Annotated in this window: 17 protein-coding genes; 4 read left to right on the top strand and 13 right to left on the bottom strand. The window is 69.5% G+C overall.

Annotated features, from left to right (window positions below):
• Positions 1–35: 35 nt before the first annotated feature.
• The 4 genes from FOZ74_RS00765 to FOZ74_RS16490 are packed head-to-tail and all read left to right on the top strand — an operon-like array spanning position 36 to position 2,539.
• The gene (locus tag FOZ74_RS00765; protein ID WP_146911216.1) at positions 36–692 is read left to right on the top strand and encodes an NADPH-dependent F420 reductase; all 657 of its coding nucleotides are present in this window, start codon (positions 36–38) and stop codon (positions 690–692) included.
• A gap of 29 nt (positions 693–721) precedes the next feature.
• Positions 722–1,492, top strand: coding sequence for an SDR family NAD(P)-dependent oxidoreductase (locus FOZ74_RS00760; RefSeq protein WP_146911215.1), 771 nt, complete (start codon positions 722–724; stop codon positions 1,490–1,492).
• 33 nt (positions 1,493–1,525) lie between these two features.
• On the top strand, positions 1,526–2,314 hold the full coding sequence (locus FOZ74_RS00755; RefSeq protein WP_349291074.1) for an SDR family NAD(P)-dependent oxidoreductase: 789 nt from the start codon (positions 1,526–1,528) through the stop codon (positions 2,312–2,314).
• A gap of 9 nt (positions 2,315–2,323) precedes the next feature.
• Entirely contained in the window at positions 2,324–2,539 is a 216-nt protein-coding gene (locus FOZ74_RS16490; protein ID WP_349291073.1) for a hypothetical protein, read from the top strand.
• Positions 2,540–2,602: 63 nt separating this feature from the next.
• Here the strand turns inward: FOZ74_RS16490 and FOZ74_RS00750 are convergent, their stop codons facing one another.
• From FOZ74_RS00750 to FOZ74_RS00690, 13 genes are all read right to left on the bottom strand, one after another.
• Positions 2,603–3,508 (bottom strand): UbiA family prenyltransferase, encoded by a 906-nt coding sequence (locus FOZ74_RS00750; protein ID WP_146911214.1) that lies wholly within the window; start codon positions 3,506–3,508, stop codon positions 2,603–2,605.
• 166 nt (positions 3,509–3,674) lie between these two features.
• On the bottom strand, positions 3,675–4,391 hold the full coding sequence (gene ubiG / locus FOZ74_RS00745) for a bifunctional 2-polyprenyl-6-hydroxyphenol methylase/3-demethylubiquinol 3-O-methyltransferase UbiG (protein WP_146911213.1): 717 nt from the start codon (positions 4,389–4,391) through the stop codon (positions 3,675–3,677).
• Positions 4,363–5,520 carry a sedoheptulose 7-phosphate cyclase gene (locus tag FOZ74_RS00740; protein WP_146911212.1) on the bottom strand — a complete coding sequence of 386 codons (1,158 nt, stop codon included), beginning with the start codon at positions 5,518–5,520 and terminating at the stop codon, positions 4,363–4,365. The genes ubiG and FOZ74_RS00740 overlap by 29 nt, the downstream gene beginning before the upstream one ends.
• Positions 5,517–6,011, bottom strand: coding sequence for an S-ribosylhomocysteine lyase (locus FOZ74_RS00735; protein ID WP_146911211.1), 495 nt, complete (start codon positions 6,009–6,011; stop codon positions 5,517–5,519). Before FOZ74_RS00735 ends, FOZ74_RS00740 begins: the two co-directional genes overlap by 4 nt.
• A gap of 3 nt (positions 6,012–6,014) precedes the next feature.
• Positions 6,015–7,256, bottom strand: a complete 1,242-nt coding sequence (locus FOZ74_RS00730; RefSeq protein ID WP_146911210.1) for a sugar phosphate isomerase/epimerase family protein — start codon at positions 7,254–7,256, stop codon at positions 6,015–6,017.
• Positions 7,257–7,360: 104 nt separating this feature from the next.
• Positions 7,361–8,122, bottom strand: a complete 762-nt coding sequence (locus FOZ74_RS00725; RefSeq protein WP_146911209.1) for a Crp/Fnr family transcriptional regulator — start codon at positions 8,120–8,122, stop codon at positions 7,361–7,363.
• A gap of 102 nt (positions 8,123–8,224) precedes the next feature.
• Positions 8,225–9,466, bottom strand: a complete 1,242-nt coding sequence (locus FOZ74_RS00720; protein ID WP_146911208.1) for an acyl-CoA dehydrogenase family protein — start codon at positions 9,464–9,466, stop codon at positions 8,225–8,227.
• Positions 9,467–9,502: 36 nt separating this feature from the next.
• The gene (locus tag FOZ74_RS00715; RefSeq protein ID WP_146911207.1) at positions 9,503–10,588 is read right to left on the bottom strand and encodes a phosphotransferase family protein; all 1,086 of its coding nucleotides are present in this window, start codon (positions 10,586–10,588) and stop codon (positions 9,503–9,505) included.
• Between the two features lie 112 nt (positions 10,589–10,700).
• Positions 10,701–11,420 carry a Crp/Fnr family transcriptional regulator gene (locus FOZ74_RS00710; RefSeq protein ID WP_146911206.1) on the bottom strand — a complete coding sequence of 240 codons (720 nt, stop codon included), beginning with the start codon at positions 11,418–11,420 and terminating at the stop codon, positions 10,701–10,703.
• Between the two features lie 95 nt (positions 11,421–11,515).
• Positions 11,516–12,337: an SDR family NAD(P)-dependent oxidoreductase gene (locus tag FOZ74_RS00705; protein ID WP_146911205.1), complete on the bottom strand. Its 822-nt coding sequence runs from the start codon at positions 12,335–12,337 to the stop codon at positions 11,516–11,518.
• Positions 12,338–12,391: 54 nt separating this feature from the next.
• Positions 12,392–13,147, bottom strand: a complete 756-nt coding sequence (locus FOZ74_RS00700) for an RluA family pseudouridine synthase (RefSeq protein WP_146911204.1) — start codon at positions 13,145–13,147, stop codon at positions 12,392–12,394.
• Positions 13,144–15,327 (bottom strand): PAS domain-containing hybrid sensor histidine kinase/response regulator, encoded by a 2,184-nt coding sequence (locus FOZ74_RS00695; RefSeq protein ID WP_146911203.1) that lies wholly within the window; start codon positions 15,325–15,327, stop codon positions 13,144–13,146. Before FOZ74_RS00695 ends, FOZ74_RS00700 begins: the two co-directional genes overlap by 4 nt.
• A gap of 31 nt (positions 15,328–15,358) precedes the next feature.
• On the bottom strand, positions 15,359–15,772 hold the full coding sequence (locus FOZ74_RS00690) for an FKBP-type peptidyl-prolyl cis-trans isomerase (RefSeq protein WP_146911202.1): 414 nt from the start codon (positions 15,770–15,772) through the stop codon (positions 15,359–15,361).
• Positions 15,773–15,864: the final 92 nt, after the last annotated feature.

The raw sequence follows: 15,864 nt of genomic DNA, 5'->3' as shown, positions 1-15,864 counted from the left end.
ACCGATCATTACGTTATTGCTTGAAGTCACTTCCAATGACAACCATCGGAATCATCGGCGCAGGCGAGATGGGCAGCCAGATCGCGCGTGCCGCCATCGCTCAGGGTTATCGGGTCGCCATCGCCAATTCGCGCGGCCCGCAAACCTTGGCGCCGCTGATCAGTGCGCTGGGGCCATCCGCACGTGCCGCCTGGGCGGCCGATGTGGCCGAGGCGGGCGATTTCGTCGTGGTAGCTGTTCCCCTCAAGAGGGTCAACGACTTGCCTGCGGCCGCGCTGGCGGCAAAGGTCGTGCTCGATACCAACAACTACATGAGCTGGCGGGATGGCCATTTTCCCGAGATCGACGCCGGTCGAAAGACCGTCCATGAGCTGCGTCAGGAACATCTTCCTTCTTCGAAGGTGGTCCAGGCCTTCTCGCTCATCCAGGCGCCCCGCATCACCACTGTCGGCAGGCCGCCGGGCGCCCCGGGGCGCTGGGCCTTGCCCATCTCCAGCAACTTTCCCGAAGCGATCCAGTTGGCAGCACGCCTGTACGACCAGTTTGGCTTCGACACCGTTGACAACGGCCCGCTCAGCGAGGCCTGGCGCAGTGCGCCAGGCCAACCCGCCTGGACGGCCGCATTTGAGGGCCAGAGCCGGGACGAGCTGATCGTGAACCTGGCCCGGGCCCGGCGCATCGTGGCGGCGTGACGCCATCAACACACTACGAAAGTTTTTTCATGCACGAATCGCAGAATTCATTGCGGGGCAAAGTTGCGCTGGTCACCGGCGGCTCGCGCGGACTGGGGGCAGCCATTGCGCTCGCGCTCGCACGGGAAGGAGCGGACGTGGCAATCAGCTACGTGGCGTCCGCCACGAAGGCCGAGGCCGTGGTCCGCAAGCTGGAGGCCCTGGGCGTGCGGGCACTCGCGCTGCAGAGCGACCAAGCCGACATGGCCGCCGCCAGGCCGCTGGTGGAAAAGGTGGTGGCGCACTTCGGCCAGCTTGACATCCTCGTGAACAATGCGGCGATCGTCGCGAACGGGCAGAGGGTGGACGATCCCGCCCTCGACGCGGCCGCGCTCGACCATCAGTGGCAAGTCAACGTCATGGGCGTGGTAGCGACCACCCGCGCGGCGGCGCCCCGGCTTTGCGATGGTGGGCGCATCATCTTCATCGGCTCGCTCAATGGCACCCACGCCCTGATTCCCGGCGTGGCGGACTATGCGGGGAGCAAGGCCGCGATCAACGGCTATGCGCGGGGTGTCGCCCGCGATCTGGGGCGGCGCAACATCACCGTCAACGTGGTTCAGCCCGGTGCCATGCCCACCGACATGATGGCGGCCGTCTTCGGCAGCACGGTGGCCCCCGCCGAACTTCTCGATCTCCTTCCCATTCGCCGCATCGCGACGCTCGACGAGGTCTCCGCCCTGGTCTGTTTTCTTGCGGGGCCGAACGGCGGCTACATCACCGGCGGCGTGCTGGACGTTGCCGGTGGCGCTGGGATCTGACAGTTTTTCAACAGCTGGAATCAAAGGCAGAAAATGACCAAGAAATTTGGTGCGAAATCGACCATCGATGAAGTGCTCGCCGGTGTGGACCTGAAGGCCAAGCGGTTTTTCATCACGGGGGTCTCGTCGGGCATCGGCCTGGAAACCGCTCGCGCTCTGGTGGCCCATGGCGCCAGCGTCGTCGGCACCGTCCGCAACCCGGCCGAAGCCGCCCATGCCCGGGACTCGACCCGCGATGCGGCCGCGCAGGGTGGCGGCGGCCTGCAAGTCGTCGAGCTCGATCTGGCCTCGCTGCAAAGCGTTCGCGCCTGCGCGGACACGCTGCTCGGTGACGGTCAGCCGTTCGATGTCATCATCGCCAACGCGGGGGTCATGGCCACGCCAAGGGGGCACACGGCCGAGGGTTTCGAGACGCAATTCGGCATCAACTATCTGGGGCATTTTTCCTTGATCAACCAGATCGAGGCGCTGCTCAAGGATGGCGGGCGTCTGGTGGTGGTTTCATCGCAGGCGCACCGCATTGCCGATGTCGATCTGGAAGATCCGGATTTCGAGCACCAGGATTACGACCCCTGGGTCGCCTATGGCCGATCAAAGACGGCGTGTGCGCTTTTTGCCGTGGAATTTGACCGACGCCACCGCGGCCGTGGTGTTCGCGCCGTGTCCGTGATGCCCGGGAACAGTTTCACCGGTCTGGTGGCGCATTTCTCCGACGTACAGTTGCAGGGGTTGTTCGAATCGGTTGCCAAGGCACGCGCCGACGCGGGTCTTGCGCCAGCCGAGTTGAAGGAGGTCGCGCGGGCGGCAGCAACGTCGGCCTGAGCAGCTGTGGTGGCGGACAAGGAGGCAATCGGCGGCAGCTATCTTGAAGACTGCGCCGTCGCGCCGCTCGACGATACGCCCAACCCTTTTGCCGACGGAGTCAAGTCCTATGCGCTCGATGCGGACAGGGCCAGGCGGCTTTGGGCGAAGAGCGAAGAATGGCTTGTCGCCGCATCGCGAGCTGATGGGGCACGCGTGAATCGCACGGAGGCGATTGACGCCTGAAAGAGGGCCGGATCGCAGCGCTTGCGGTTCGGCCTTTTTCATCGGCCTGCTTGTGCCGTCTTTTCAGCTCCAGGCCTTGGCAAGCACGAACAGCGTGATGATGCACAGCTGCGCCAGTGGGTAGAGGCTGGCGCGGTCGAACAGGCGGGCGGCGGCGCGCGGGGCGTGGGTGCGGGTCAGGTGCAGGCCGGGCAGGAGCAGCAGGTAGACCGCGGCGGCCAGTGTGGCGGCGAGGTAGGGCCAGCCCAGGGGCAGGGGCGACATCACGGGCAGGGCCAGGCTCAGGGCGGTGGTGGCCAGCAGGGCCAGGAGCACGGCGGCGCCGGCGATGCGCGGGCCGAAGACGAGGGGGATGGTTTGGGCACCGACGCGGCGGTCTTCTTCGACGTCGTTCCAGTCGGCAGGGATGTTCTGGCCGCCGATTTCCCAGCACATGAGCCAGGCGAGCATGAGGGCGAGCAGGCCGGGGTCGGGCCGGGGCACCACGACCAGCACGGCGGCTATCGGCCCCAGTGCCTTGACGATGCCGCTGACGAACACGCGCCACCAGCCGACCTTGAGCAGTTTGCAGTAGAGCGTCTCCAGCACCGGGGCGGCGAGCACGATGGGCACGAGCCGCGGGTTGAGCCACCAGGCTCCGGCCAGGGCCACGAGGTACCAGAGCGCGAACCAGAGCATGGCGGGGGCAAAGCCGAGCTTGCCCTGGGCGATGGGGTAGCGCAGGGCGGAGGCTTCGACGGAGTAGCCGGGGTTGATGCCGTTGCCGGCGAATTTCTCGCGGTCGGCCTTGACGCCGACCAGGTCGTTGAGCGCGTAGATGGCGGTGTAGCCGGCCACGGCGGTGAGCAGGGCCACGCCCAGCACGGTCAGCGGCGGGAAGGCGCCCAGCCAGAGCAGGGCGGCAAAGCCGGGCATGGCGATGTCCAGGATGCCGTGGGTGGAGCGCGAGAGGGCGAGGAATTTGCGCATGGGTTCAGAGCTTCAGAGGAAATTGTCCGTGCCCGAAAGGCGCGTCAAAACGCTGCCCATCGAGACGCAAAACGCAGTCATGGCTAGTGCCATGGCGAGTATTTGCAACGAAGAGTGGTGGTGTTTTGGCGTGCAGGGCGGGCATGGGGGATGGCCTCTCAAGCTCTCAGGCCTCCTTGACGCAGCTCATCATGTAGTTGACGTCTTCCTTGCCCGCGGCGACGCGAAAGCGCTTGAACAGCGGGTGGTACATGAGGCTGGCGCTGCGCAGGTGCTTCAGGCCGGCCTGGCCGGCCCAGCTGCGCAGCTCGTCCGGGCGGATGAGTTTGGCGTAGTCGTGCGTGCCGCGCGGCAGGATGCGCAGGATGTATTCGCCGCCGATGATGGCGAACAGCCAGGCTTTGAAGTTGCGGTTGATGGTGGAGAAGATGGCGTGCCCGCCGGGTTTGAGCAGCTGGGCGCAGGCCTGGATGATGGCGGCGGGGTCGGGCACGTGTTCGAGCATTTCCAGGCAGGTGACGACGTCGTAGCTGCCGGGTTCCTGCTGCGCCAGCGTTTCCACGGTCTGGAGGCGGTAGTCGATGGACAGGCCCGCCTGGGCGGCGTGCCGGCGTGCCACCTGCAGGGTGAGTTCGGACTGGTCGAGTCCGATGACATCCGCACCGGCCTTGGCCAGGGTTTCGGTCAGGATGCCGCCGCCGCAGCCGACATCGACGACGCGCTTGCCACGCACGTCCACGTGGTCGAAAGTGAATTGGCTGCGCAGCGGATTGATGACGTGCAGCATGCCCATCTTGCCCTTGGGGTCCCACCAGAGCCGGGCGATGCGGTCGAATTTGTCGACCTCCCGGCGGTCAACGTTGGAGGGTGGGTTCGTCGTCATGGAGCAGTCTTTCTTGCAGTTCGGCGCTGGCGCGCGCGATTTCGGCGCGCGTGATGTCGTGCGCGAAGGTGCATTGGCCAATGGCGGTGGGCAGGGGTACGCGCTGCAGGCCGTTGCGGTGTTGCACGCGGTCTTGCAGGGCCTGCCACATCAGCTCGACTTCGAGCACGTCGGGCTTGGGCGCGATGGCCAGCTGCCGCACCAGAGCGAGGATGCGTTGCAGCGCAGCGTCGGGCAGCAGGCCGCGATGGGCGGCGATGAGGCTGCAGAGCAGGCAGTCGAGCAGGACGGCTTCGCCGTGCAGCAGGCGTTGCGGATGGCGGGTTTCCAGGCCGTAGCTGAAGGTGTGGCCGAAGTCCACCTTGCGCGAGAGTTCTTCTTCGTGCAGGTTGGGGGCAAGTTCTGCCAGCATGCCGGTGATGGCGCGGTCCAGGAGGGCGTCGCCCTCGGGCGTGGCGAAGGCCAGGCGCAGGCTGCGTGCGCCGTGGGTTTCGAGCTGGGTGAACAGGGTGGCGTCGGTGACGATGGCGAGTTTGATGATTTCGCACAGGCCGTTGGCCAGGTGCCGCCGGGGTAGGGTGCGCAGAAAGGCCGGCTCCAGCAGCACGGCCAGCGGCGGCTCGAAGCTGCCCAGGCGGTTTTTGCTGGTGCCGAAGTTGATGCCGTTCTTGATGCCCAGGGCGGCGTCGATGTAGCCCATGAGGGTGGTGGGCAGCTTGACGTGCGGGATGCCGCGCCGGTAGCTGGCGGCAAGGTAGGCGGCGACGTCGGTGAGCACGCCGCCGCCGATGGCGATCAGGGGTTCGTCGCGGCGGTGGACGGGGAAGGCGTCGAGCGCGCGGGCGAGGTCTTGCAGGGCGTCGATGTTCTTGTGCTCTTCACCGCCGGGGAAGATGGCGTAGTGGGCCTCGATGCCGTGCGCGGCAAACCAGGCGCGGATCTGGCTGCCGTGCAGTTGCCAGACGCGGGCGTCCAGCACCACGAAGCGCCGCCCGCCGGGGCGGCCGTAGCCGAGCAGGGTGGTGTTGCCGGGGGCGAACAGGCCGGGGGTCTTGACAACGTCGTAGGCGATGGGGCGCTGGCTGCGCACCTGCCAGAGGGTGGTGTGGTGCGGGGAGGCGGGGCTCATGCGGCGTCCAGCCAGGTGGCGCGGTGGGCGAGGATTTCCTGCGCGAGCTGGCGCGCAGCCTGCAGGTCGTGGTCTTGCCAGTGGCCGCATTGCCCGATGTTGGCGTAGGGCACGGCGGCTGCGGTTTGCATCTCCTGCAGGATGCGCTCCAGCGTGGCGCAGAGCACTTCGGGGCGGCCTTCGTTGACGAAGCCGAGGTAAAAGCCCGTGCGGCAGCCCATGATGCCGACCGAGAGGAAGTGGCGCGGCAGCAGGCGGCTGAAGCCTTCGAGCAGGAAGTGCTCGGTGGAGTGCAGTTCGCTGCTGCTCAGGAAGGCGTTGCGGTTGGGCAGGCGCACGCGCAGATCAACGGCGTAGATGACGTCGCCACCGGGGGTGGGCAGGGCGCTGCGCAGCTTGACGGTGGGGGCTTTCAGGCGGCGGTGGTCCAGCTCGCCGGTGAGGCCGGCGGGCCACAGGCCGGTGTGCGGATGCAGGGCGGGGCCGGGCATGGCTCAGGCCAGCAGCGGAGCGAGGTGGCGGTGGCTGGCATGCAGCGCGGCCTGCCAGCCGTCCACGTGGTGGTACAGCTCGATGGCGCCCCAGCCGTCAAAACCGTGGTCGCTCAGTGCCTTGAAGCTGGCGGCAAAGTCCAGCGTGCCTTCGCCGGGGACTTCGTGAAAGTGCACGATGCCGGTGCGCGTGTGGGCCACCATGCGGTCGACGAGCGGCTGGCCTTGCGCGCCGCGCAGCCAGGCGATGGCGGGGCGGGCGCGTTCGAGCACGTCGTAGCTCAGGCCGGGCACCGAGATCAGGTAGGTGAAGATTTCATCGTCCAGCGGGCCGCGTGCGGTGGGCAGGCTGGCGTAGTCCACGGTGTGCAGGGGGGCGCTGGTGCCGGCCTGTTGCAGCAGTGCGGCGATGCGCCGCTGGCGCGCGGGGGTGGGCTGGCCGTCGGCAAAGTGGATGGCGTGGGCCGGGTCCACCAGCAGGAAGTCTGCCGTGTCGGGGAAGTGCACCAGGGTGCTGGCGTGGGCCAGATCAAAGCGCAGCAGCTCGCTGTCGTGGCAGATCTGCAGGTTCCAGCCCTGGCGCGCGTCGGAGATGTGCAGGTAGCGCGCGTGGGGGGCGGCGTCGGCCAGGGCCTCAATGTAGTTGGCCTCGGAGCAGTAGGCGTGGCAGATGTCGATGTGCAGCTTGAATTTGGGGGAATCGACCGCCTGCATCAGCGCCAGGCCCTGGGCCAGAGTTTCGATGTGCATGCCGGGTTCGGGCTCGATCAGGAGGGTGATGTCCTCTTCGGCGTGGATGGCGCCCAGGCATTCGCGGATGGAGTCCACCAGCAGTTCGGTGGGGTTGGTTTCGGGGTGGGCCGCGTGGTCGTCGCGCACGAAGCCGCTGCCGAAGGTGACGAGCTTGACGCCGAGCATGCGCGCGACGTGGATGCCGCGCTTGACGAGGTCGATGCGGCGCTTGCGCGCGGCGTATTCCAGCGCCATGAGCGAGGGCTCATGCGGGCGCTGCGGGTCAAAGAAGTGCGAGGCGGTGGCGACGCAGGCGGGCTGGGTGCGCAGGCGCGCGAAGTGCCGACGCACGGCGAGCAGGTCCTGGTCGCCGAGTTCAAAGGGGTTGAACTGGCGGCGGTGAAACGAGACTTCAACGCCTTCGTAGCCTGCGGCATCGACGGCGTCGAGCGCGGCGCAAAAGTCCAGATTGGTCAGCCCGAAAGTGCTGTATGCGAGGTGTATCTTGCCCATGCGTGGCCGGCCGCGTCGGTGGCGGGACGGCAACCGGCAACCGGCAACTCTGCCACGCGGGTGCGGCGCGGCGCTTGCCAAAAGGCAAGAAAGCGGGTGCGGGCTCAGGCGCTCAGGTGGTAGTCGCGCAGGCCGGGCTCGTCCAGCACCAGGATTTCGCGCCCGTTGACGCGGATCAGGCCGCGCTCGCTCAGGTCGTGCAGGATGCGTGAAAAATGCGCCGGCGTCAGGTTCAGGCGCGAGGCGATGGTGCGCTTGCTCACGTCCAGCGTGAAGGGCAGGCCGGCGCTGGCGGTGGATTCGCGCAGCAGGTAGCCGATGAGCCGCTGCGGCCCCGAATGCGTGGTGAACGCGCCGAAGTCGGCAATCGCCATGTACAGCTGTTCGCTCAGGCGCGCGATCAGGCGTTGGGCAACCTGGTTGTTGCCCGCCACCAGCTGGCGGATGGCGGCCTCGCTCACCTGCAGCACCAGCGTGTCGGCAAGGGCGGTGGCGGTGACGATGTGCTCGCGCCCGCTGAACAGCGCGGCCTCGCCGAAGCTGGCGCCCGCTGCCAGCAGGCGCACCGTGCGCTCGCTGCCGGAGGCGGCGTTGTACACCAGCTGCACCGAGCCGTAGATCACGAAGTACATGGCGCTGCAGCGCTCGCCGCGGCGCACGATCGTCTCGGCGGGCGCGAGGCTGCGGCGCTGCGTGGCGGCGGCCAGCTGCGCAAGCTCGGACTCGCTCAGGCTGGCAAACAGCGGCAGTTGCGACAGCAACGCGCGCACGCGCTGCTCGGGGTTGCCGGCGGCGGCATCGCCGCTGCGCGCAGCGGTGGGCGCTGTGGCTGCGGGCGTGGGGCGCGGGGCGGGTGGTGGGCTCATGGCGGGACTGCGGGGGCTGACAGCCCGGGGCGCGGATGCCGGCGGGCAGGCGGTATTTTCACCTGCGGCGCAGCGGGCAGGGCGCGGGCGCGCGCCTCGCGCTCAGGCGCCGGCCGCGTGCTTGCCCAGCTCCCACTTGGCGATGGCGTTGCGGTGCACCTCGTCGGGCCCGTCGGCAAAGCGCAGCGTGCGCGCGTTGGCGTAGGCGTAGGCCAGCGGGAAGTCGTCGCACACGCCCGCGCCGCCATGCGCCTGGATGGCCCAGTCGATCACCTGGCAGGCCATGTTGGGGGCGACGACCTTGATCATCGCGATCTCGGTGCGCGCGGCCTTGTTGCCCGCGGTGTCCATCATCCAGGCGGCCTTGAGCGTGAGCAGGCGTGCCATGTCGATCTTGCAGCGCGCCTCGGCGATGCGCTCCTGCGTCACGGTCTGCGCGGCGATCGGCTTGCCGAAGGCCACGCGGGTGCTGGCGCGCTGGCACATCAGTTCGAGCGCGCGTTCGGCCTGGCCGATCAGGCGCATGCAGTGGTGGATGCGCCCCGGCCCCAGGCGCCCCTGCGCGATCTCGAAGCCGCGGCCTTCGCCCAGCAGCACGTTGGCCGCGGGCACGCGCACGTTGTCGAAGATGACCTCGGCGTGGCCGTGCGGCGCGTCGTCGTAGCCGAAGACGTTGAGGTTGCGCAAGATGGTGATGCCGGGGGTGTCGGCGGGCACGACGATCATGCTTTGCTGCGAGTGGCGCGGTGCCTCGGGGTCGGTCTTGCCCATGGTGATGAAGACCTTGCAGCGCGGGTCGTTGGCGCCGCTGGTCCACCACTTGCGCCCGTTGATGACGTAGTCGTCGCCGTCGCGCTGCATGCGGGTGGTGATGTTGGTGGCGTCGCTGCTGGCCACTTCGGGCTCGGTCATCGCGAAGGCCGAGCGGATGCGCCCCTGCAGCAGCGGCTTGAGCCATTCGCTCTTGATCGCCTCGCTGCCGTAGCGCGCGATGGTTTCCATGTTGCCGGTGTCGGGCGCGGAGCAGTTGAACACCTCGCTGGCCCAGAGCACGCGGCCCATGGTTTCGGCCAGCGGCGCGTATTCCTGGTTGGTCAGGCCCGCGCCGTGGTAGCCCGAGGCTTCGGCGGTATCCACCGGCAGGAACAGGTTCCACAGCCCCGCCGCCTGGGCCTTGGGTTTGAGGTCTTCGATGGTCTTGAGCGGCGTCCAGCGCTTGCCCGCGGTGGTGTTGCGCGCCAGCTCCGCGGCGTGCTGCTTTTCAGCGGGGTAGATGTGTTCGTCCATGAACTGCGCGAGGCGTGCCTGCAGTTCCAGGGTCTTGGCGGAGTAGTTGAAGTCCATGTCGGTCCTTGCACTGGGGGTGGCGGGTGGCCGGGCTCAGCCGCGGCGCGCGAACGACCAGGCCAGCTCGGCCATGGGCCGCGCCTGCGCACCCGCGGCCTGGGCCTGGCTGCTGGCCGCCGTGCCCGCCTGCACGCGCTTGGCGATGCCCTGCAGGATGGCGGCAATGCGAAACAGGTTGTAGGCGAGGTAGAAGTTCCAGTCGGCGTGCAGGCTGTCGGTATCGTGCATGCCGGTGCGCTCGCAGTAGCGCTGGATGTAGGCGCGCTCCTGAGGTATGCCGAGCGCGGCCAGGTCCAGGCCCGCGATGCCGCGGCTGAGCGCGGCGGGGATGTGCCAGCTCATGCAGTGGTAGGCGAAGTCGGCCAGCGGATGGCCCAGCGTGGACAGCTCCCAGTCCAGCACCGCGGTCACGCGCGGCTCGCTCGCGTGGAACATCAGGTTGTCCAGCCGGTAGTCGCCATGCACGATGGCCACGCGGTTGGCGTCGCGCGCGCTCTCGGGCATGTGCGCGGGCAGCCAGTCCATGAGCCGGTCCATCTCGGCGATGGGTTCGGTGACGGAGGCGCGGTACTGCTTGCTCCAGCGGCCGATCTGGCGCTCGAAGTAGTTGCCCGGGCGGCCGTAGTCGGCCAGGCCCAGGGCGGCAAAGTCCACGCGGTGCAGCGCGGCGATGACGCGGTTCATCTCGTCGTAGATGGCACCGCGCTCGGCGGGCGTCATGCCGGGCAGGGATTGGTCCCAGAGCACGCGCCCCTGCATGTGCTCCATCAGGTAGAAGGCGCGGCCGATGACGGCTTCGTCCTCGCACAGCGCGAGCATGTGCGGCACCGGCACGTCGGTGGCGGCCAGCGCCTGCATCACGCGGTATTCGCGCTCGATCGCGTGGGCCGAGGGCAGCAGCTGCGCCACCGGCGCGGGCTTGGAGCGCATCACGTAGCGGGCGCCCGGGGTGCTCAGCAGGTAGGTGGGGTTGGACTGCCCGCCCTTGAACAAGGCCGCCTGCACCGGACCGGCAAAGCCCGGCACGTGCGCCGCGGCCCAGTCGGCCAGGGCCTGCGCGTCGAAGGCGTGCTTGCCGCCGACGGGGCGCGTGCCGATGAACTGGTCGTAGTTGGACACGGGGACCTTTCAAAAAGCCTAGCTGCTAGCGCTTGCCAGCAAACGATTTGCAAGTGTTTTCATGCTGAAACCCTTGCTGGACAAGCGCAAAGAGCTATGTTTTTATGCCAGCCTAACCCACGCTTTCGGTGATGCGCATCAGCGCCTGGCGGTCGCGCAGCACCAGACCGCCGGGCTCGATGCGGATTGCGCCCTCGCGCTCCATGGACTTGAGTTCCTGGTTCACGCGCTGGCGCGAGGCGCCCAGCAACTGCGCCAGCTCTTCCTGCGCCAGGTGCAGGCCGATGCGCACCTCGTCCTCGCACGACAGGCTGGTGATGCCGTAGCTGCGCGCCAGGTGCAGCAGCTGCTTGGCCAGGCGCGCGCGCAGCGGCAGGGTGTTGAGGTCTTCCACCAGGCCGAAGAGCTGGCGTATGCGCCGCGCCTGCAGGCGCAGGAGCGCCTCGTAGAGTTCGGAGTGCTGCGCCAGGATCTTGCGAAAGTCCGCGCGCGCCACGCAGACGATGGTGGTTTCGCCATGCGCATAGGCGTCGTGCGTGCGCTGGTCGCCGTCCAGGATGGCCACGTCGCCGAACCAGATGCCCGGCTCCACGTAGGTCAGCGTGATCTGCTTGCCCGACAGCGAGGTGGAGCTCACGCGCACCGCGCCCTTGGCGCAGGCGATCCATTCCTCGGGGAACTCGCCTCGGGCGGTGATCAAGGTGCCATCCTTGTAGCGTTTGACGTAGGTGCATCGAAGAATGTCGTGCCGCAGCGAGGGCGACAGGGAAGAAAACCAGCGACCGGAATTGATCGCCTCTCGTTCTTCGATCGTAAGGATGGGCTCATCCATGGTCTGTCTTTTGAGCGACTGCGCCGCTGGCGCCGCCCCGGTAATGCCAAACCCCCGATGATGCACCAGAGCCCCGCCGCGCGGGCGGGCGCTCGTCAGCGGCGCGCGCCGGCGGGGCTGGGCCCGCCCTGGGGCATGGCGCTGGCGCCGGTGTCGAGGCTGCGCACGTCGGCCACCGGCTCGCGGCCGAAGGCCGGGTGGCGCAGCCAGGCGAGCACGCGCGCCGCGCTGGCGCCGGCGCTGCTGAGCTCTTCTTGCGCGTTCAGCCGGGCAAAGCGCGGCTGATCGGGGAAGTGCGCCGGGTCGGCGCTGCGCAGTTGCAGCTGCATGTCGGTGTCGATCACGCCCGGCGCCAGCGAGCACACGCGCGCGCCATTGGGCCGTGCCGCCTCTTCCAGCGCCAGGCAGCGGCTGAAGTGGTCCATGCCGGCCTTGGCCGCGCAATAGGCGGCCTGCGCGGCCATCGGACGACGCCCCAGGCCCGAGGAGATGTTGAGCACCTTGCGCGCCCCGGGCCATTCGGCGGTCGCGCCCAGGAAGCTGGCGCTCAGCAGCATCGGCGCCTCCAGCCCCACGCGCAGCGCGTTGGCGATGCTGGCCTGGGCCGGCGCCTGCGCGCACTCGCGCAGCGGCGCGATCTGCGCCAGCGCTCCGGCGTTGTTGATCAGCGTGGCGCTGGCATGGCGCCCGGGCGGCTGCTGCGCGAGCCACTGGCCCAGCTGCTGTGCGGCGGCGCGGGCGTCGCCCAGGTCGTGCTGCCACTGCGTCAGCTGCGCGCCCGGCGGCGCGTGCAGGCCGGGGGCGGCGCTGCGGGCGATCAGCACCAGACAGTGCCCGGGCTGCAGCAGCTCGCGCGCCAGCGCCAGGCCCAGGCCGCGCGAGGCGCCGGTGAGGATGTAGAGGTGGGAAGCGGACATGGCGGCAAGTGGGCAGAAAGAAAGGACCAAACGGCGCGCAGGGCGCCAGCGCTGTCAGAACGGCAGCGGGCAGGCAAGTTCCAGCCACTGCCCGGTGCGTGGATGGGCCAGCGCCAGGCGCCAGGCGTGCAGCAGCAGGCGCGGCGCCTCGTCGGCCTGCCCGGGCGGACCGTAGAGCCGGTCGCCGACGATGGGATGGCCGATGTGCGCCAGGTGCAGGCGCAGCTGGTGGGTGCGCCCGCTGAGCGGCTGCAGCAGCAAGCGGCTGCGCGTGCCGCCGGCGTCGCTGGCGAGTGTGCGCCACAGCGTCTGGCTGGGTTTGCCGGCGGCGTGATCGACCTTCTGCAGCGGGCGGCGCGGCCAGTCGGGCGTGAGCGGCAGCTCGATCAGGCCCCAGCCGGGGCCCTGGGCGCGCGGGTGCGCGAGCGGCGCGGCGCGCGGGCGCCCGTGCACCAGCGCCTGGTAGTGCTTGTGCACCGCCTGCGCGGCGAAGGCCATGCCCAGGCGCCGCTGCGCCTCGGGGTGGCGCGCCATCAGCACCAGGCCGGAGGTGGCCTGGTCCAGCCGGTGCACGACCAGCGCGCCCGGCCAGTGCCGCTGGGCGCGCGTGCTCAGCGCATCCTGCTTGAGCGGCCCGCGCCCCGGCACGCACAGCAGGCCGGCGGGCTTGGCCAGCGCAAGCAGGTCCTCGTCGGCATACAGGCAGTGCGGCGCCTGGGCGGCCAGGGCCCGCGTGTCCGCCCCTGGCGCGCCGGCGGGTGCGATGGCGCCGTTGGCAGCGGAGGCAGCGGAGGCAGGGGCGGCGTTCATGGCGCGCCGCGCACCAGCCGGTCCACCGTGTCGCACAGCTCGTGCACGTCGTTGGGCTTGTGTATCAGTGCGCGCGCGCCTTCCAGCAGGGCGCTTTGCTCGATCTCGGCGGTGATGTAGCCCGAGGCCAGCGCCACCGGCAGGTCGGCGCGGACCTTGCGCACCTCGCGCAGCAGCTGCACGCCCGAGAAACCGGGCATGTTGTAGTCGGTGACCAGGAGGTCAAAGCGAGCGGGCTCCTGCGCCAGTGCGCGCAGCGCGGCGCGCGGGTCGGTGAAGCCGGCCACTTCATAGGAGCGCCGCCCGAGCAGGCGGCGCACGAGGAAGACCAGCGCCTCGTCGTCGTCCACATACATCACGCAGGGGCGCTTGCGCGTGCTCGCCGGCCGGTCGTCGGCCAGCACCATGAGCGGCATGGGGGCGCTCTCGGCCTCCACCTGCGCGGCATCGGCCAGCGGAAAGAACAGCGTGAACAGGCAGCCGCGGCTGGGCGCGCTTTGCACGTCGATGGCGCCGCCGTGGGTGCGCATCACGCCATGCACCACCGGCAGGCCCAGGCCCGTGCCCTGGCCCACGGGCTTGGTGGTGAAGAAGGGCTCGAAGATGCGCGCGCGCGTGGCCGCGTCCATGCCGGGGCCGTCGTCGCTCACCTGCAGCGCCACGTAGGTGGCGGGCGCAAGCTTCAGGCGCTCGCGCAGCGCCGCGTTGGGCCGCAGGCACTGCGCCTGCATCATCACGCGCCCGGGCCGGGTGCCCACGGCCTGGATGGCGTTGGTGCACAGGTTCAGCAGGGCCTGTTCCACCTGGGTGGCGTCCGCCAGGATGGGCGGCAATTGCGCTGCGCATTGCACCTGCAGATGGATGTGCGCGGGCAGGGTCACGCGCAGCAGGCGCTCGGTCTCGCGCATCAGCTCGGCCAGTTGCACCGCGCCGCGCGGCGGTGCCTCGTTGCGGCTGAAGGCGAGGATCTGGCGCACCAGATCGCGCGCGCGCCGCGCGGCCTTGTCGATCTCGTGCAGGCTTTCAAGCACCCGCGGGTCGGTGCCCGGCGTCTGCGCGTCGGCCTTGGCCAGCTCCACGTTGCCCAGGATGGCGTGCAGGATGTTGTTGAAGTCGTGCGCTATGCCGCCGGCCATGGTGCCCACGGCCTGCATCTTCTGCGATTCGCGCAGCTGCACCTCGAGCTCCTGGCGGCGCTCCTCGGCGCGCTTGCGCGCCGTCAGGTCGCGCGCGAACACGGTGGTGGTGACGCTGCCCTCGTGGTGCTCGAAAGTGACGCTGACCTCCACCGCCAGCTCGCGCCCGGTGGCGCTGCGCGCCTGCATCTCGCCGAGCGCCGCCTGCGTGGTGAGCTGCGCATAGCCCGGGGCGCGCGCCAGCTCGGGCAGGAAGCGCGACAGCGGGCTGCCCAGCGCGTCGCGCGTGGGGCACTGGAACAGGGCGGCCGCGGTCGGGTTGAAGACGGTGATGCGCTGGTGCTGGTCCACGCAGATGATCGCGTCCAGCGCCGAGTTGATCACCGCCTCCAGGCGCCGCTCGCTGGCGTGCAGCTGCTCGTTCCTTTGCTGCAGCGTGTGGCGCTCGGCCAGCAGCGGGCCCTGGTCTATGACCGCGCAGAGGAACTGGCGCAGCGGCTCGCCGCTGCCCTGCAGAGTTTCGAGGTAGGCGATGTGCAGGTCGCCCGTGATGCGCCGCTCGCCGCCGATCTGGAACACCACCTCGGAGGCGTCGCTGCGCCCCTGCGCGCGCGCCAGCGCAAAGGCGCTGTGCACGCGGTCGGCGTCGGCGTCGCTCACGAAGGGCATGAGCGAGGTCAGCGGCCGGTCGAATTCGGTGGGCTGGAACGAGCGGTGGGCCATGGCGTTGGCCTGCACCACCATGTCGTGCTCGTCGAGCACCATGAGCGACAGCGGCACGCTGGAAAACAGCGCCTCGAAGCGTTCGGAGGCGCTCTCGGCCGCCGCCTGGCTGTAGCGCAGCTCCTTGTTCTGCGCCTCCAGCTCGGCCTGGTAGCCGCGCAGCTCGGCCACCAGGTCGGCAAAGGCCGGGCCCTGGACGGACGCCCGGCCGGTGGCCGGTGCGGCGGGCGCCGGCGTTGGCTGCGGCGCCGGCGCGGGCGTGTCCTTGCCCGGCGGCTGCGCTTCGCCGCGAAACAGGAAGGACAGGTCGGGCTCGGTCATGGCGGTGGTGCGCGCAGTGCGCGGGCGGGCCTCAGCGCTGCACGCCCAGCAGTTCGATCTCGAAAGTCAGCGTGGCATTGGGCGGTATCACCCCGCCCGCACCGCGCGCGCCGTAGGCGATCTCCGGCGGGCAGGTAAGCTTGGCCTTGCCGCCCACCTTCATGCGCTGCACGCCTTCGGTCCAGCAGGGGATGACGCGGTTCAGCGCGAACTCGGTCGGCTGGCCGCGCTGGTAGGAGCTGTCGAACTCCTTGCCGTCGGCCAGCTGCCCCTTGTAGTGCACCTTCACCGTGTCGCTGGCCTTGGGCGCATCGCCCGTGCCTTCGTGCAGCGACTGGTAGATCAGGCCGCTTTGCGTGGTGACGGGTGCGGCGGGCGCGCCGCTCTGTGCCTGGGCGGCGCCGGCGAGGAGTACGGAGGAAAGAAGCAGGAGCGGGGTGCGCATGGCGTGGGGCGACCTGTGAAAGCTTGAAGCCGCAATGTTAGGGCAATGCCCGCGGTGGGCCTTGCCGTGGGCGCTGCGCCGGCCACCGCCTC

Origin of the sequence: Comamonas flocculans, assembly GCF_007954405.1 — a bacterium.
In the GTDB taxonomy this organism is placed as follows: Bacteria; Pseudomonadota; Gammaproteobacteria; order Burkholderiales; family Burkholderiaceae_C; genus Comamonas_C; species Comamonas_C flocculans.
Note: the sequence above shows the minus strand (reverse complement) of the source record. Positions and strands in the feature narration are given on the sequence as shown.

Bases quoted from the DNA above. Each gene is read 5' to 3' on its own strand.
- FOZ74_RS00760 (WP_146911215.1), top strand. From the start codon at position 722: ATGCACGAATCGCAGAATTCATTGCGGGGCAAAGTTGCGCTGGTCACC.
- FOZ74_RS00690 (WP_146911202.1), bottom strand. From the start codon at position 15,772: ATGCGCACCCCGCTCCTGCTTCTTTCCTCCGTACTCCTCGCCGGCGCC.
- FOZ74_RS00750 (WP_146911214.1), bottom strand. From the start codon at position 3,508: ATGCGCAAATTCCTCGCCCTCTCGCGCTCCACCCACGGCATCCTGGAC.
- FOZ74_RS00710 (WP_146911206.1), bottom strand. From the start codon at position 11,420: ATGGATGAGCCCATCCTTACGATCGAAGAACGAGAGGCGATCAATTCC.
- FOZ74_RS00725 (WP_146911209.1), bottom strand. From the start codon at position 8,122: ATGAGCCCACCACCCGCCCCGCGCCCCACGCCCGCAGCCACAGCGCCC.
- FOZ74_RS00755 (WP_349291074.1), top strand. From the start codon at position 1,526: ATGACCAAGAAATTTGGTGCGAAATCGACCATCGATGAAGTGCTCGCC.
- ubiG (WP_146911213.1), bottom strand. From the start codon at position 4,391: ATGACGACGAACCCACCCTCCAACGTTGACCGCCGGGAGGTCGACAAA.
- FOZ74_RS00730 (WP_146911210.1), bottom strand. From the start codon at position 7,256: ATGGGCAAGATACACCTCGCATACAGCACTTTCGGGCTGACCAATCTG.
- FOZ74_RS00765 (WP_146911216.1), top strand. From the start codon at position 36: ATGACAACCATCGGAATCATCGGCGCAGGCGAGATGGGCAGCCAGATC.
- FOZ74_RS00705 (WP_146911205.1), bottom strand. From the start codon at position 12,337: ATGTCCGCTTCCCACCTCTACATCCTCACCGGCGCCTCGCGCGGCCTG.
- FOZ74_RS00720 (WP_146911208.1), bottom strand. From the start codon at position 9,466: ATGGACTTCAACTACTCCGCCAAGACCCTGGAACTGCAGGCACGCCTC.
- FOZ74_RS00700 (WP_146911204.1), bottom strand. From the start codon at position 13,147: ATGAACGCCGCCCCTGCCTCCGCTGCCTCCGCTGCCAACGGCGCCATC.
- FOZ74_RS00695 (WP_146911203.1), bottom strand. From the start codon at position 15,327: ATGACCGAGCCCGACCTGTCCTTCCTGTTTCGCGGCGAAGCGCAGCCG.
- FOZ74_RS00740 (WP_146911212.1), bottom strand. From the start codon at position 5,520: ATGAGCCCCGCCTCCCCGCACCACACCACCCTCTGGCAGGTGCGCAGC.
- FOZ74_RS00735 (WP_146911211.1), bottom strand. From the start codon at position 6,011: ATGCCCGGCCCCGCCCTGCATCCGCACACCGGCCTGTGGCCCGCCGGC.